Here is a 14804-nt window from a genome sequence, read left to right as displayed (position 1 = left end):
GATACTGTTTTCTGATAGCCTTTGGCTATCAACCTATTAAACCAAAATATTGCCGTAATAATTGTGAGTGTACCAAAAAGTCAGATGACTGGCTTTCATTCCACTGCACTTCATACCACATTAATGTCATATATTTTACCCAAGGTGCCCATGATTGACAGCTTTTCGCCAATTGCTGTTTGTCTCGATAAGCACCGTGAACATCACAATATTGCCTCAAGAAAAAATCTCGCTGAATGTCTGTCAGACCATTAAATTGGAAATAGGTTTCTAAAGAGAATGCGATATCTGTATTTGCCGCATACTCCCAATCCAATAGCATTAGCTGCCCTGTTGATGTGCGAACAATATTTTTTGTATGAATATCCATATGGGCAGGCGCCAGTTTCAGCATTTTGGGAAAAGCGTCAGAGGTAAAATGGCGATGGAGTTTTTTCCAGCGAGGTGATAACCGTTTTTTATCAATTAAATAGCCGTAATGAGATATTTCATTGCGGAGTTGTAAATGATACCCCAGCAGTGGAGCACAATGTAATTGTGTGACTATATTTACAAGCTCGCACTGAAAACTAGGTAACAAAAAAGTATTGTTATCAGGGTGTTGCCCTTCACACCACCCTAATAATAACCATTGTGAATTCCGACCAATCACTTGAGGTGTAAATGAATAAGCGCGTAATTGCTGCAATATCCGCGCTTCTTTCTTTCGGTCAACATACAAAGCAGTTTGTGCATTTCCATCTGCACGCGCTATCAGCTTCACTTCGCGAGCAGGTAGAAAACATTCCAGTAAATAACTTCCACCTGACAACCCTGTTAGTGAGGATATTTTCCAATCACGTACAGAGATTGTAGGAAAATGTGTCACTAACAGTCGAAAAAGTGACTGCTGGTTACTCAATATTGTGCTTTCCAGTCCAAACAATTTCACCTGTTTGCACATCCATCAATTGCATTTCAAGGCTTCTTTCTTTATTTGAACCTGACATCACGCTGTAAATCACATACTCCGCTTGGACATAGCGGCCTAACCCTATCGCTTTGCTACGGGTGACTAAGCTGTCTTCTTGTGATAAACCGAGTGTTTTACGTGCGGAACTCACCACACTGGCGGGAACCACTTTAAAACGATTGGTGTTCTCAACCGCGGTTGTCATAACTGATGTTACAGTTTGCACCGGTATTGAACCATTCGTGTTATTTTTCACTGAATCAACTAACAGTACTTTGCCGTTTTCGACCCCATCCGCACTGGCCATTTGATTAACTAAAGGTGTAATGGAAGCGGACCAATCTGTTGTTTGTTGCTTTGGTGGAGTTGGAACAACATCAACGGGTGGCGGAGTCACTTCTGGTTGTTTTTCCGGCTCTACTGGCACAATTGGGGGTTGTGTACCTGGTTGTTGAGGTGGATATGAAGGGCACCCAGCCAAAATTAATGTCGCGGCAGCAACCATTAAGATGCGTTTCATTATTATTCTCCGGCCTTTGACGATAAAAATACATGAACACGTACATTTGTTGCACGTGGAGAAGAAGTCACAGCACGAACTTTCACATCAGAATTTGCTGCGATTTGCTGATACAAGGTATTCGATGTTTCTACGTTTAATCCTTGCTTATCATACCAGTATAAACGATAAGCAATATTCACCACTTTAGGCTGTGAATTACTCATGTTAATAGTAGCGATAGTTTGATGATTTTCACTACCTATCACTGGGTTTTCGACAATGACCCCTTGTGCAAGTACTGCGGGCTCCATAATGATGCGCTGTTGCTCATTAAAAACCAGCCCTTGTGTTTTCTTAAATATGCAACCACTTAGCAACACAGTTACCAAAGCAAGTAATGCAATACGGTTCATTGCCGATCCCTTATTATTTCGCCAATAGCGGCCCTAATGGGCGACCACCCACTAGATGCATGTGGATATGAAACACTTCTTGCCCTGAATGTTCATTGCAGTTCATGATTAAACGGTAGCCATTTTCTGCAATACCTTCTTCTTTGGCTATTTTCGCTGCAACAGTAAACAAACGACCTAATGCAAGTTCGTCATCCACAGTAACATCATTGACAGTTGGAATTAATTTATTAGGAATAATAAGAATATGAGAAGGTGCTTGTGGCGAAATGTCACGAAATGCGGTGACAAGTTCATCTTGGTAAACCACGTCTGCAGGGATCTCGCGACGGATAATTTTACTGAAAATCGTTTCTTCTGCCATTTCAATTTCCTTAGTCATTTAATCATTCTAGTGAACTAATTTATACGTTATTTGTGCCAACATTTAAATGAAACAAACGATTGAAGTTTTGTGTCGTGATTTCAGCGAGTTGCTCAACACTAACCCCCTTTAGCACCGCCATATACTCAATAACATCCCGGACGTACGCGGGTTGGTTTTCCCTGCCACGATGAGGAACAGGAGCCAAATATGGCGAGTCAGTTTCGACTAAAATTCGGTCTAAAGGAACAACACGGGCGGCTTCTCTAATTTGCTCTGCGTTACGAAATGTGACGATCCCTGAAAATGAGATATACATACCTAAATCGAGTAGTTCAACAGCCGTATCTTTATCTTCAGTAAAGCAGTGTAATACCCCGCCACAGTCCATCACGTTTTCTTCGCGTAGAATAGATAAGGTGTCTTCTCGTGCCGCACGAGTATGCACAATGACGGGTTTATTGACTTCACGACCTATGCGAATGTGCTGACGAAAAGACTCTTGCTGCAACGCGGCATTCTCTTGCTGATAATAGTAATCCAGCCCAGTTTCTCCTAGCGCAACGACCTCATTTCCTGCGGCTAATTGTGCTAGTCGTGCGAAATCATATCCTTCGTCTAAATTGAGAGGATGAATACCACATGAAAAAGCAATATTGTCACGCATGCCAATCATTTTTTTCATGCTTTCAAAACCGTGCAACGTTGTTGCAACAGCTAACATGAAACGGACATCACGGGCCGAAGCCTTTGCGATAACATCGTCGACATTCTTATGTGATTTTTCATAATCTAAACAGTCGAGATGACAGTGTGAATCAACAACAAACATATTTAACTCTTTTTAAAATGTAGGGAGAGACAACGAAGCTTCCCATTGTAATAATTGATTTGTCAGAATCAGTTCCTGATTCAGTGCAGGAACTGTCAGTAATTGATGGCGGCAATATAACCACTTATCATACATATTTATTAACTGTGTTCGATTCATAGCACCAGCTAATTGCAGAACTTGAGATTGCTGATCTTGGTTGATGCAAAAAACCCCAGCCCCTTGTTGAATTTTAATAGCATCCGCCAATAAGCTAAGTAGCCAATTTAAGGCATCAGGCGCTTCATCAATATTCAAACTAGGCAGCAAACTCAACATATCCCCCGTTTGCAATGCATGACCTAAACTATGGCATAGTGCATTACGTTTTTGCCAGCGTTGTTCATCCAATAAGGCTAGCGCAGAAAGTGGCGCACCTTGGCATATTTTTAATGCCGTTATCGCATTTTCAACAGCAATACCCGGCTTTTGCTTTTGCAACCAGTAGAGTGCTATTTGTGGATCGGGAGCAGGTAAGAAATGACTTAGGCAACGGCTGCGAATGGTCGCAAGCAAATTCTCTTGTTTATCACTTCCAAGTAAAAAGTAAGTATCCTTTGCTGGCTCTTCCAATGTTTTCAATAACGCATTAGCTGCTGCATCTGTCAATGCTTCAACCTGTGGAATATACACCACTTTGTTGCCGCCTTGTTGAGCATGGCGACTCAAGGTTTCAATCAATTTTCTAACCGCATCAACACTAACAGTAGACTTCCCTTTTTCTACTTCAATAATATGATAGTCAGGATGATTACCAGCGAGCATCAAACGACAGCTGTGGCATTGCCCACAGCTTTTTAGCCCGTCTCTTTCTTGGCAAATAAGCCAACGACTAATTCCATAGCATAGTGCTTGTGCCCCATTTCCCGGTATTGAGTGAAGCAGTAACGCATGGTGGCCTCTACCGTTTTGGTACGCAGTAATAATTTGTCGGTAAGGTTCATTTAACCAAGGATACCAATTCATGGGATTAATACCTTATGTGGTTTATCAAGCACGCGCTAACCATTGCGTCAACGTTTGGCGAATATCTTGCTGTACTTGCTCAATATTTTGGCTCGCATCAATAGTGAGTATCGTTTCATCACCCGCAGCCAGCTCAAGATAACGGCTGCGTGTTCTTTCGAAAAAGGCTAACGATTCTTTTTCAATTCTATCTAATTCACCCCGTGACCTTGCACGTTGTAAACCTAATTCAGGAGGTAAATCAAGGTATAAGGTTAATGAAGGTTTGAAATCGCCCAACACTAAGTCACGTAATGATTGCATCAAATGACGATCAATTTCACGTCCACCCCCCTGATACGCTTGGGAAGATAAATCATGACGGTCACCGACCACCCATTTGCCAGCCGCTAATGCAGGTTGGATCACTGTATCAACCAGTTGTACACGGGCTGCATATAACATCAGCAATTCAGCCTTATCCGTGACTTTATCACCTGCAATACCTTGCTTTATCAGCTCACGGAGTTTCTCTGCCAATGGCGTTCCACCAGGCTCTCGAGTAAAAACAATATCTGTGACCCCTGCTTGGTTCAACGTTTCCACAACCGTATTGATTGCAGTTGTTTTACCAGCTCCTTCGAGCCCTTCAATAACAATAAATTGGTTTTTCATTTTTATCAGTTTTGCTGTTCAAATTGGCGGTAAACTTTAACGGCACGATTGTGGTCGTTTAGATTACGACTAAAAGTATGCCCACCTTTACCATCTGCGACAAAGAATATGTAATCCGTTTTAGCCGGATGTGCGGCAGCCTTTAACGATGCAAGGCTCGGCATTGCGATCGGTGTTGGTGGCAAACCATCAATCTTATAAGTATTGTATGGTGTGTAATTATCTAAATCACTACGATAAATTTTACCACGATACTTTTCACCTAACCCATAGATGACGGTTGGGTCGGTTTGTAGACGCATATTTTTCTTTAAGCGGTTAACAAATACGGATGCAACCTGGGCTCTTTCACTATCAATACCGGTTTCTTTTTCAATAATCGAAGCCATAATAAGCATTTCATAGGCATTCTTATAGGGTAAATCCCTATCACGCCCTTTCCACTCTTCATCAAGGCTGTTTTGCATACGTTTATAAGCACGTTTTAAAATTTCAGCGTCTGTTGTCCCCGCTGTGTATAAATAGGTATCAGGATATAGCCACCCTTCTAAAGTCCCTTCTCCGTTAAACCCAATCAAGGCATGCAGTTCTGTCGGGGTTAAGTTGGTAGTTTTATGCTCTAAGTAAGGAGCATCACGTAAAATATTACCCCAATCACTTAAACGGTTACCTTCAATAAAACGGATCGAAAATTGTGCTTCTTTACCACTTACAATTAATTGTAGTAGTTGTTCCACATTCATACCCGGTTGCAGGCGGTAAGTTCCTGCTTTTAGCTGAGCCAGTTCAGGCCGTAGTTTGAGTAACCATTGAAATTCATTCCCTTTTTCAAGAATGTTATCTTCTATAAGTAACCCTTCAAATGCGACACGCCCAGTTCCTGCTGGTACCGTAAAAATTTTTTCTTGTGTGATGTTAATTGGCGTTTTGGCATAGTCCAATACTTGACGATATTGCCAATAGACCGCGGCTGCGACAATAGCAGCCAGGGTAACGGCGATTAGAATGATTTTTTTGGCTAATTTCATTTATTGACCATTTCAATGCGTGTATTGGTAATAATTAATTCATTTATAAAAACTAAATTTTGCAGCGCAAAAATAGATACTCAAACAGCTCACGAGACGCAAATTGTAATGGTGGAAGTTGTTTATCCATTTGAATACTTTGTACCGGTAAAACTGGCATCAGCGCATTACAAATAACCACTTCATCACAATGAGTTAAGACGTTAGCAAAGCGTTCCACCTGTTGAAGATGGTACTGGCTATCTTGTAACAGTGATATTATCTTTTGTCTCATTAATCCATTCACACCACTATGAGATAAAACTGGGGTATACACTGTTTGACCAATTCGCCAGAAAACATTAGCACTACAGCATTCAACAATAATACCGTCGGTGTCTAGCACAATAGCTTCATCTGCATTAAGTTCATCAACCTCTTGCTTAATAAGGACTTGTTCTAAGCGGTTGAGGTGTTTCATCCCTGCTAGCAATGGGTTACGAGCCAATGGAATTTGGCTAAGAACGAGGTTAGCCCCTTTGCACTGTAATTGGACATAATTATTCGGGAAGGGAGAAACGCTGACTATCACCGTCGGCGAGGTAAAACCTTTAGAGCTATATCCTCTACCACCAGCACCGCGACTAATAATCACTTTGACCACAAATTCGTCTTGAGTCTGTTCTGCACAAACCTGCTTTAGATGCTCTGCCAACCTTTCCCAATCTGGCTGAGCAATTTTCAATCTTTGGCTATCGTGCTTTAACCGAGCAATATGCTCATTTAACATTTTAGCTTGCTGATTAACGCCATGTATGGTCGTAAAGCAGCCGTCCCCAAAAGAGACTGCGCGATCAGTAACACTTATTTGCTGGCAAAGCTGCCCATTAACCCAATATGACATTGATAATACTTATAATAAAAGCTGATAAATCAGACAGTAATCAAGTGGGATTATCATAAACTAAAGCGAAGAACTGTGCAAAGAACTGGGCAAAATAAAGCCCCAGCCACAATACGTGACTAGGGCTAATGACTAACGGTAATAGATTAATTATTCGCCGTGATAACGACGGAAAATTAATGAACCGTTGGTGCCACCAAAACCAAACGAGTTACACAGAGCATACTCCATGTTATCCACTTTACGTGCTTCACCTGGAACAAAATCCAGTTTGCACGCTTCATCTGGGTTATCCAGATTAATGGTTGGTGGAACAATTTGATCGCACAATGCCAAAATAGTGAAGATTGACTCAATAGCACCTGCAGCACCAAGTAAGTGCCCAGTCATTGATTTAGTTGAGCTGACTAATACATCTGTGCCCTCACCAAATACATTAACGACTGCTTGTGCTTCTGCTAAATCGCCTGCAGGAGTTGAAGTACCGTGAGCATTGATATACCCCACGTCACTCGCTTTGATTCCTGCGTCATTTAGTGCATTTTCCATTGCAAGTGCTGCACCCGCACCATTTTCAGGTGGTGATGTCATATGGTAAGCATCACTGCTCATCCCAAAACCTGCAATTTCTGCATAAATTTTTGCACCGCGTGCTTTCGCATGTTCATATTCTTCAAGAATAATGATACCTGCGCCATCTCCCAGAACAAAACCATCACGGTCTTTATCCCATGGGCGACTTGCCGCTTGCGGGTCATCGTTGCGAGTCGATAATGCACGCGCTGCACCGAAACCAGCCACACCAAGTGGTGTAGTCGCTTTTTCAGCGCCGCCTGCAACCATTACATCGGCGTCACCGTAAGCAATCATACGAGCTGCATGACCAATATTATGCACACCTGATGTACAGGCAGTTGCAATTGAAATACTTGGACCACGGAAACCGTACATAATGCTTAAATGACCAGCCACCATATTAATGATGGTCGATGGTACGAAGAATGGACTTACCTTACGAGGCCCACCGTGCAGTAATGACTCACAGTTGTCCTGAATTAAGCCTAACCCACCAATACCAGAACCAATCGCTGCACCAATTCGAGTAGCATTGGCTTCTGTTACTTCCAATCCAGCATCTTTAAAGGCTTGAAAGCCAGCTGCGATACCATATTGGATGAATGGATCCATTTTCTTTGCATCTTTACGAGAGATGCCAAATTCTTCGTAATTGAAATCTTTTACTAAGCCAGCAAATTTAGTTGCGTGGTTAGTAGTATCAAAATGATCGATTAGGCTGATACCACTCTGTCCGTCACAAACAGCTTTCCATGATGACTCAACTGTGTTGCCGACAGGAGATAACATGCCCAGTCCGGTTACGACTACACGACGCTTAGACACGTATTTCCTCCAAGGAGGGAAAAGTTACAAAAGGAACATAGGCGATCGAGTGATCGCCTAGATAAGTTTTCGTACAATTATTTAGATGCGTTCTCGACGTAGTCAATCGCAGCCTGTACTGTTGTGATCTTTTCAGCTTCTTCGTCAGGGATTTCGCAATCGAACTCTTCTTCCAGAGCCATAACTAGCTCAACTGTGTCAAGAGAATCAGCGCCCAAGTCATCAACAAATGAAGCTGTATTTACAACTTCTTCCTCTTTAACACCCAGTTGTTCAACGATGATTTTCTTAACGCGTTCTTCGATAGTGCTCATACTATTAAAATTCCTATCAAAACTCGCTTTCGCGATGGTTTTCGTAGTTTATGAAATACAGGAAAAGATACAACCCAATCCCGGCTGTTGGAACTATTATTTTGCATTATTTAGCGTTAGATAACATTAAAAATGCAAATAGTTCCATCATTTCTTTAGATCATGTACATGCCACCATTGACATGCAATGTTTCACCTGTGATGTAAGCAGCTTCATCAGAAGCTAAAAACGCTACAGCACTGGCAATTTCTTGTGCATCACCCAGTCTATCCGCAGGAACCTGAGATAAAATGCCTGCACGCTGTTCATCTGTCAATGCTTTAGTCATATCAGTTTCGATAAAACCAGGTGCAACGACGTTGACAGTAATACCACGAGAAGCGACTTCACGAGCCAATGATTTGCTAAAACCAATTAACCCTGCTTTCGCTGCTGCATAGTTAGTTTGCCCCGCATTTCCCATCACACCGACAACGGATGCAATTGAAATAATACGTCCACAACGTTTTTTCATCATGGCACGCAAAACGGATTTAGACAAACGGTAAACGGATGAAAGATTGGTGTCAATAATATCTTGCCATTCATCTTCTTTCATACGCATCAATAGGTTATCACGAGTGATACCTGCATTATTAATCAAAATATCAATTTCACCAAATTCTTCGCGGATTTTGGTCAAAGTTTCTTCGATTGATGCTGCATCAGTCACGTTTAATGCTAAACCTTTACCTTTGCCATCAAGATAAGCGGTAATGGCTTCTGCGCCTTTTTCGCTGGTTGCTGTCCCGATAACAGTAGCACCACGAGCAATTAATGTTAAAGCAATCGCTTTACCAATTCCACGACTCGCGCCTGTTACCAGTGCAATTTTTCCTTCAAAGCTCATGTCGTCCTCAGCTATTTTCTAAAGCAGTGCTTAATGATACAGGATCATTGACTGCGACGGCAGTTAAATTAGAGACAATTCGCTTGGTAAGACCAGTCAATACTTTCCCTGGACCTACTTCAATAAGATGTTCAACACCTTGATCTGCCATTAATTCTACTGTTTCCGTCCAGCGTACTGGATTATACAGTTGACGGACTAAAGCATCACGAATATTTTGTGCCGATTTCTCAATTTTAACATCAACATTGTTAATAACTGGATAGTCTGGCTCACAAAAATCAATTTTTTCTAACGCTTCGGCTAATTTATCAGCAGCTGGCTTCATTAATGCACAATGAGAAGGGACGCTAACAGATAATGGTAATGCGCGTTTTGCCCCCGCTTCTTTACATGCGATACCCGCACGTTCGACTGCCGCTTTTTCACCCGCAATGACGACTTGGCCTGGCGAATTAAAATTAACTGGTGAAACCACTTGGCCTTGAGCAGCTTCTTGGCAAGCTTTTTCAATTGATTCATTATCTAAACCAATAATGGCATACATCGCACCAGTTCCTTCAGGAACGGCTTCTTGCATGAGTTTTCCGCGCAATTCAACCAGTTTAATCGCTTGTTTGAAGTCGATAACACCCGCACAAACTAAAGCAGAATACTCACCAAGGCTGTGACCCGCCATCATCGTTGGCATTGCGCCATTTTTGTCTTTCCAAACACGGAAAATAGCCACAGAAGCTGCCAATAACGCAGGCTGTGTTTGCCATGTTTTGTTTAATTCTTCTTCTGGCCCATTTTGTACTAACGCCCAGAGATCGTAACCCAATGCTTCCGATGCTTCAGCGAATGTTTGCTCAACCAGCTGATTTTCTTCAGCTAGTGCCGCTAACATACCTAAAGACTGAGAACCCTGTCCGGGAAATACCATAGCAAATTGTGTCATGTCTATTTTCTCAGTTAATTAAAAACGAACCAATGCAGAGCCCCAAGTGAAACCACCACCAAAGGCTTCTAAAAGCACAAGTTGACCACGCTGAATACGGCCATCACGCACCGCTTCATCCAACGCTGTAGGAACTGATGCTGCAGAAGTATTACCGTGACGGTCTAATGTGACAACAACTTTATCCATCGTCATATCTAATTTTTTCGCCGTCGCAGAAATAATTCTTAAATTTGCTTGATGTGGAACTAGCCAATCAAGTTCTTCTTTGGCAATGCCGCTCTGTGCTAATGTTTCATCAACAATATGCGCTAATTCACGCACTGCAACTTTAAAGACTTCATTACCTGTCATGGTCAAATAGGCAGGGTCTTCAGAGCAACGGCTACGATTAGGTAATGTGAGTAAATCACCATAACGGCCATCTGCATGTAAATGCGTCGAAATGATACCCGGCTCTTCAGATTCGCCAATAACCACAGCCCCTGCCGCATCGCCAAATAAAATAATTGTGCCACGGTCTTCGGGATCTAATGTTTTAGATAATGCATCTGCACCAATAACTAATGCTTTTTTAGTCATGCCCGTTTTAACGAATTGATCAGCAATACTAATCGCATAAGTAAAACCTGCACATGCAGCTGCGACATCAAATGCCGCACAATCTTGAATACCAAGCATTTGTTGGATTTGGCAAGCTGCACTAGGGAAAGCGTGAGTTGCTGATGTGGTTGCGACGATAATCAAACCAATGTCTGTTGCATCGACTTGTGCCATGTCCAACGCATTTTTGGCCGCATGAAAACCCATCACTGAAACACTTTCTTCTTCGTTAGCAATTCTTCTTTCATGTATGCCAGTGCGTGTCACAATCCACTCATCAGAAGTATCAACCATTTTTTCCAGATCAGCATTGGTACGTACTTGTGCTGGTAAGTAGCTGCCTGTTCCTAAGATTTTACTGTACATAGCCATAGGTTATTGATCACTCCTGGGTAAAACAATATTTAGTCGCGCTGTTATTCTTTCTGGGACTTGTTTTTCAACAGCTTGTACTGCGCGGTCAATAGCCGCTTTAAAAGCGCCTTCATTCGCTGCACCGTGACTCTTGATGACAATACCTTTTAATCCTAACAGAGTCGCACCGTTATACTGGTCGGGGTTCATGTCCCCAAAACGTTTCATTAAACGTTTTTTTAACCATTTTTTCGCCAGTTGCATAAACCAACTGCTTTTTTTATGTTGATCGCCGGTCGATTTTATCAATGAAAGGATGACGCGTATTACACCTTCCATCGTCTTCAATGAGACATTACCTGCGAAGCCGTCACACACTAACACATCGGTTTTACCTGTCAGTAACTCGTTACCTTCTACATAACCAATGTAGTTAATTGATGTCGTTTCTTTTAATATTGAGGCGGCTTCGCGGATATTATCCAACCCTTTACTCTCTTCTTCGCCAATATTCAGTAACGCAACTCTCGGTTTAGAAATGTTAACCACTTCTTCAGCCATCACGGAACCCATTACGGCAAATTGGACTAGCATATCACTACTACAGTTAACATTAGCGCCTAAATCTAGCACTACTGTTTGACTTTTTTGCTGATTAGGTAGGATTGTCATTAGCGCTGGGCGCTCAATCCCCTCTATAGACTTTAGCATTAATTTCGCTAAGCCCATCAGCGCACCCGTATTTCCCGCACTCACGCACGCTTGTGCCTGCCCTGTCTTCACTAACTCTAAGGCCACTCGCATCGACGTTCCTTTGCTTTGTCTTATCGCGTTTGATGGTTTTGCATCGTTTGCGATAATGCCGTCAGCAGGAATAATTTCGACGCGCGAAATTAGCTCAGCACTTTGTTGTGCAAGCAAAGGTTGAATGGCTTCGGGTTGACCGACAAGCAGTAATTTGAGTGCTGGATTAGATGCCAGTGCCTGCAATGCAGCAGGCACCGTGACGCGGGGACCAACATCCCCGCCCATAGCATCTAACGCGATGGTTAGATTAGCCAAGGTAACAACAAATTACTTGTTGATAACCTTACGGCCACGGTAGTAACCATCTGCAGTCACATGGTGACGCAGGTGAGTTTCACCGGAAGTTTTATCTACAGAAACTAGGGTAGCAGTCAGTGCATCATGTGAACGACGCATACCGCGTTTTGAACGAGTTGGTTTATTCTGTTGTACGGCCATTGACCTTACTCCTTAAGTACTTTTCTTTAAACTGGCTAATACGGCAAATGGGTTTGGTTTTTCTGCCTCAGGAGGCAGTTCACCATACACCATGTCCGCTTCGGACACTTCACAGTGTTCAGAATCATGAACCGGAACCACTGGTAAGGATAGAATTATTTCATCTTCTATCATTCCCAGCAAATCTATTTCACCAAATTCATCAATTTGAATCGGTTCATAGAGCTCCGGTAATGCTTCGGCCTTTTCGTCATTGACGACAGGACTAAAACAATACGATACGTAGACATGATGTTTGAAATCAGTTCTGCAACGTTGGCATTGTAAGGTGACATCCACTTGGGATTTCCCCTCGATGACAGTCAAACGCTGATTATCAATTTTAAATGATAATTCGGTTTCTACATCACTATCTACACTGACTACTGATTCGGCAATTCGTGTAACTTGCTCAGATGTATAACTCCCAACATAGTCGAGGTTTTTCTGAGCTGCACGCTGCGCATCGATAGTCAGGGGTAATTTTACCTTTTGCATAAGGCGCGCATATTAACTTTGTAATGAGCTATAGTCAAAGAAAAAGGCGGGGTAAACTCGCCTTTTCACCAAAAAACCGTAGGTTTTACGTTTTATAGTTTAAAATGAGTTAACCCTTTTGGCTACGAGTTTCGAGAAAAATCATGAAATCGATTATTTTGGCGTCAACTTCACCATACCGGCAAGCCCTACTAAAAAAACTGGGATTGCCTTTTTTAGCAGTGGCTCCCAATATTGATGAATCGCCCATATTGAATGAGTCCGCTCAGGCTTTAGTGATGCGTTTATCTCATGAAAAGGCCAACGCACTCTCTGCTCAATACCCTCAGCACCTGGTTATCGGTTCTGATCAAGTCTGTGTAATTGGAAATAAAATTATGGGCAAACCGCATAATTTTGATAATGCCTTTCAGCAGCTTAAATCTGCGTCAGGCAATAAGGTCACTTTTTATACTGGCCTATGTTTACTCGATACTGAAACAGGTAAGTTTAATGTCGAGTGTGAATTGTTTCACGTTCATTTTAGATCACTATCTGACGCCGAAATAACTAATTACTTACTTAAAGATGAGCCTTATCAATGTGCTGGAAGTTTTAAATCAGAGGGATTAGGGATTAGCTTATTTGAACGTTTGGAAGGGCGTGACCCCAATACGTTAGTGGGGCTTCCACTTATTCTATTACTTGAAATGTTACGACAACACCAAGTTAGCCCATTGTTTGATAATTAATCAGTTAACTGGCAGGAAATACCTGCCAGTTAATTAAATGACCTACTTTTCTGCTTTACGACTACGTAATATTTTTAGGCAGTGATTCAATTGGTTATCTAATGGAGCTTGCAAACGCATCTCTTCACCCGTTTTAGGGTGTGTAAATTTCAGTGCGCTCGCATGCAAAAATAAGCGGTTTAAACCTGTTCCGGCCAGTTGGCTATCAAATTGCTTATCACCATAACGGTCATCAAATGCAATAGGATGCCCTGCATAGAGAGTATGCACACGAATCTGATGCGTACGCCCTGTGACAGGGCTCGCTTTTATTAAAGTTGCATTATCAAAACGCTCTTCCACTTTAAAGCGTGTCTCTGATGGCTTCCCTTCGCTGCTCACTTTCACGACACGTTCACCACTTTGTAGAATATTTTTCAGTAAAGGAGCTTGAACAACTTTCATGTGGGACTGCCAATTACCTCTTACGAGTGCTAAATAATCTTTTTGCATTTGTTTTAAACGCAATTGTTCATGTAGTGCGCGAAGTGCAGAACGTTTTTTCGCCACTAACAAAATCCCAGAAGTGTCTCTATCCAAGCGATGGACTAATTCAAGGAAACGCGCTTCGGGTCGCAAAGCCCTCAAGCCTTCGATAACGCCAAAGCTTAAACCACTTCCACCATGAACAGCAGTACCAGATGGTTTATTCAGCACTAAGAGAACGTCATCTTCAAATAAAATGCAATTCGCTAATGCAGCGACCTTATCCAGTTTAGCCGAAACCGGTGTAGTTTCCCGTTCAGCAACCCTAACGGGAGGAATGCGGACTTGGTCCCCTTCGACTAATTTATACTCAGGCTTTATCCGCCCCTTGTTAACACGCACTTCCCCTTTGCGGATAATGCGATAAATCATACTTTTTGGTACACCTTTAAGTTTAGTGAGCAAAAAGTTATCGATACGTTGCCCAGCTTCGTCATCGCTGATGTCAATAAATTGAACTTGATTTTGTGTATTCATTCGGGAATGCGTTAACTCTAATTGATTAAAATATGCTCTTATTCGCTTTCCCTATCATACCGACTCCACAAAATTTTTTATCTTTTTTTTTAATTTGGTTATTTTCTGCATGATTTATCCTATTTCTAAATAAAATTTCCATATAACTTCCGTA

General features: G+C 42.0%; 19 protein-coding genes. 1 reads left to right on the top strand and 18 read right to left on the bottom strand.

Features of this window, described 5'->3' with window-relative positions; translation table 11 throughout:
• Positions 1 to 28 precede the first annotated feature (28 nt).
• The 17 genes from PR834_RS00760 to yceD all read right to left on the bottom strand — a co-directional run bounded on the left by PR834_RS00760 (position 29) and on the right by yceD (position 12917).
• Complete coding sequence (locus PR834_RS00760) at positions 29 to 931, bottom strand: phosphotransferase (RefSeq protein WP_228677079.1); 903 nt, start codon at positions 929 to 931, stop codon at positions 29 to 31.
• Positions 894 to 1472: a penicillin-binding protein activator LpoB gene (gene lpoB, locus PR834_RS00755; protein WP_004253278.1), complete on the bottom strand. Its 579-nt coding sequence runs from the start codon at positions 1470 to 1472 to the stop codon at positions 894 to 896. Before lpoB ends, PR834_RS00760 begins: the two co-directional genes overlap by 38 nt.
• A gap of 2 nt (positions 1473 to 1474) precedes the next feature.
• Entirely contained in the window at positions 1475 to 1867 is a 393-nt protein-coding gene (locus tag PR834_RS00750; protein WP_004253275.1) for a YcfL family protein, read from the bottom strand.
• Between the two features lie 13 nt (positions 1868 to 1880).
• Positions 1881 to 2231, bottom strand: a complete 351-nt coding sequence (gene hinT / locus PR834_RS00745) for a purine nucleoside phosphoramidase (RefSeq protein ID WP_036957623.1) — start codon at positions 2229 to 2231, stop codon at positions 1881 to 1883.
• Between the two features lie 40 nt (positions 2232 to 2271).
• Positions 2272 to 3063 carry a metal-dependent hydrolase gene (locus tag PR834_RS00740; protein ID WP_272536313.1) on the bottom strand — a complete coding sequence of 264 codons (792 nt, stop codon included), beginning with the start codon at positions 3061 to 3063 and terminating at the stop codon, positions 2272 to 2274.
• Between the two features lie 12 nt (positions 3064 to 3075).
• The gene (holB, locus tag PR834_RS00735; protein ID WP_272536312.1) at positions 3076 to 4068 is read right to left on the bottom strand and encodes a DNA polymerase III subunit delta'; all 993 of its coding nucleotides are present in this window, start codon (positions 4066 to 4068) and stop codon (positions 3076 to 3078) included.
• A 24-nt stretch (positions 4069 to 4092) separates the two neighbouring features.
• The gene (gene tmk, locus PR834_RS00730) at positions 4093 to 4722 is read right to left on the bottom strand and encodes a dTMP kinase (protein WP_164565242.1); all 630 of its coding nucleotides are present in this window, start codon (positions 4720 to 4722) and stop codon (positions 4093 to 4095) included.
• A 5-nt stretch (positions 4723 to 4727) separates the two neighbouring features.
• Complete coding sequence (gene mltG, locus PR834_RS00725) at positions 4728 to 5750, bottom strand: endolytic transglycosylase MltG (protein ID WP_096863863.1); 1023 nt, start codon at positions 5748 to 5750, stop codon at positions 4728 to 4730.
• Positions 5751 to 5802: 52 nt separating this feature from the next.
• Positions 5803 to 6633 (bottom strand): aminodeoxychorismate lyase, encoded by an 831-nt coding sequence (pabC, locus tag PR834_RS00720; RefSeq protein WP_004253243.1) that lies wholly within the window; start codon positions 6631 to 6633, stop codon positions 5803 to 5805.
• A gap of 150 nt (positions 6634 to 6783) precedes the next feature.
• A complete protein-coding gene (fabF, locus tag PR834_RS00715) occupies positions 6784 to 8034 on the bottom strand; it encodes a beta-ketoacyl-ACP synthase II (RefSeq protein WP_071585850.1) in 1251 nt (416 codons plus the stop codon).
• Positions 8035 to 8111: 77 nt separating this feature from the next.
• Complete coding sequence (gene acpP, locus PR834_RS00710) at positions 8112 to 8348, bottom strand: acyl carrier protein (protein WP_004253236.1); 237 nt, start codon at positions 8346 to 8348, stop codon at positions 8112 to 8114.
• A 155-nt stretch (positions 8349 to 8503) separates the two neighbouring features.
• A complete protein-coding gene (gene fabG / locus PR834_RS00705; protein WP_004253233.1) occupies positions 8504 to 9238 on the bottom strand; it encodes a 3-oxoacyl-ACP reductase FabG in 735 nt (244 codons plus the stop codon).
• 7 nt (positions 9239 to 9245) lie between these two features.
• Positions 9246 to 10178, bottom strand: a complete 933-nt coding sequence (gene fabD, locus PR834_RS00700; protein ID WP_096863860.1) for an ACP S-malonyltransferase — start codon at positions 10176 to 10178, stop codon at positions 9246 to 9248.
• A gap of 18 nt (positions 10179 to 10196) precedes the next feature.
• On the bottom strand, positions 10197 to 11147 hold the full coding sequence (locus tag PR834_RS00695) for a beta-ketoacyl-ACP synthase III (RefSeq protein ID WP_094960620.1): 951 nt from the start codon (positions 11145 to 11147) through the stop codon (positions 10197 to 10199).
• A gap of 9 nt (positions 11148 to 11156) precedes the next feature.
• The gene (gene plsX, locus PR834_RS00690; protein ID WP_094960424.1) at positions 11157 to 12197 is read right to left on the bottom strand and encodes a phosphate acyltransferase PlsX; all 1041 of its coding nucleotides are present in this window, start codon (positions 12195 to 12197) and stop codon (positions 11157 to 11159) included.
• Positions 12198 to 12209: 12 nt separating this feature from the next.
• Complete coding sequence (gene rpmF, locus PR834_RS00685) at positions 12210 to 12380, bottom strand: 50S ribosomal protein L32 (RefSeq protein ID WP_004253223.1); 171 nt, start codon at positions 12378 to 12380, stop codon at positions 12210 to 12212.
• Positions 12381 to 12392: 12 nt separating this feature from the next.
• Positions 12393 to 12917 (bottom strand): 23S rRNA accumulation protein YceD, encoded by a 525-nt coding sequence (gene yceD / locus PR834_RS00680; protein WP_004253206.1) that lies wholly within the window; start codon positions 12915 to 12917, stop codon positions 12393 to 12395.
• 143 nt (positions 12918 to 13060) lie between these two features.
• Here yceD and PR834_RS00675 point away from each other — a divergent pair, with 143 nt between their 5' ends.
• Positions 13061 to 13648, top strand: a complete 588-nt coding sequence (locus PR834_RS00675) for a Maf family protein (protein ID WP_004253202.1) — start codon at positions 13061 to 13063, stop codon at positions 13646 to 13648.
• A gap of 42 nt (positions 13649 to 13690) precedes the next feature.
• Here the strand turns inward: PR834_RS00675 and rluC are convergent, their stop codons facing one another.
• Positions 13691 to 14650, bottom strand: a complete 960-nt coding sequence (rluC, locus tag PR834_RS00670) for a 23S rRNA pseudouridine(955/2504/2580) synthase RluC (RefSeq protein ID WP_272536311.1) — start codon at positions 14648 to 14650, stop codon at positions 13691 to 13693.
• Positions 14651 to 14804 lie beyond the last annotated feature (154 nt).

Source organism: Providencia sp. PROV182, from assembly GCF_028480325.1.
GTDB classification, from domain to species: Bacteria; Pseudomonadota; Gammaproteobacteria; order Enterobacterales; family Enterobacteriaceae; genus Providencia; species Providencia hangzhouensis.
The sequence above is the reverse complement of the archived record's forward strand: the minus strand, read 5'-3'. Positions and strand labels throughout refer to the sequence as shown.

What these genes read in the sequence shown, in the direction of transcription:
- rpmF (WP_004253223.1), bottom strand. Translation starts at nt 12,380, where the DNA reads ATGGCCGTACAACAGAATAAACCAACTCGTTCAAAACGCGGTATGCGT.
- holB (WP_272536312.1), bottom strand. Translation starts at nt 4,068, where the DNA reads ATGAATTGGTATCCTTGGTTAAATGAACCTTACCGACAAATTATTACT.
- acpP (WP_004253236.1), bottom strand. Translation starts at nt 8,348, where the DNA reads ATGAGCACTATCGAAGAACGCGTTAAGAAAATCATCGTTGAACAACTG.
- lpoB (WP_004253278.1), bottom strand. Translation starts at nt 1,472, where the DNA reads ATGAAACGCATCTTAATGGTTGCTGCCGCGACATTAATTTTGGCTGGG.
- rluC (WP_272536311.1), bottom strand. Translation starts at nt 14,650, where the DNA reads ATGAATACACAAAATCAAGTTCAATTTATTGACATCAGCGATGACGAA.
- hinT (WP_036957623.1), bottom strand. Translation starts at nt 2,231, where the DNA reads ATGGCAGAAGAAACGATTTTCAGTAAAATTATCCGTCGCGAGATCCCT.
- PR834_RS00695 (WP_094960620.1), bottom strand. Translation starts at nt 11,147, where the DNA reads ATGTACAGTAAAATCTTAGGAACAGGCAGCTACTTACCAGCACAAGTA.
- pabC (WP_004253243.1), bottom strand. Translation starts at nt 6,633, where the DNA reads ATGTCATATTGGGTTAATGGGCAGCTTTGCCAGCAAATAAGTGTTACT.
- mltG (WP_096863863.1), bottom strand. Translation starts at nt 5,750, where the DNA reads ATGAAATTAGCCAAAAAAATCATTCTAATCGCCGTTACCCTGGCTGCT.
- yceD (WP_004253206.1), bottom strand. Translation starts at nt 12,917, where the DNA reads ATGCAAAAGGTAAAATTACCCCTGACTATCGATGCGCAGCGTGCAGCT.
- PR834_RS00750 (WP_004253275.1), bottom strand. Translation starts at nt 1,867, where the DNA reads ATGAACCGTATTGCATTACTTGCTTTGGTAACTGTGTTGCTAAGTGGT.
- PR834_RS00675 (WP_004253202.1), top strand. Translation starts at nt 13,061, where the DNA reads ATGAAATCGATTATTTTGGCGTCAACTTCACCATACCGGCAAGCCCTA.
- fabG (WP_004253233.1), bottom strand. Translation starts at nt 9,238, where the DNA reads ATGAGCTTTGAAGGAAAAATTGCACTGGTAACAGGCGCGAGTCGTGGA.
- tmk (WP_164565242.1), bottom strand. Translation starts at nt 4,722, where the DNA reads ATGAAAAACCAATTTATTGTTATTGAAGGGCTCGAAGGAGCTGGTAAA.
- fabD (WP_096863860.1), bottom strand. Translation starts at nt 10,178, where the DNA reads ATGACACAATTTGCTATGGTATTTCCCGGACAGGGTTCTCAGTCTTTA.
- PR834_RS00740 (WP_272536313.1), bottom strand. Translation starts at nt 3,063, where the DNA reads ATGTTTGTTGTTGATTCACACTGTCATCTCGACTGTTTAGATTATGAA.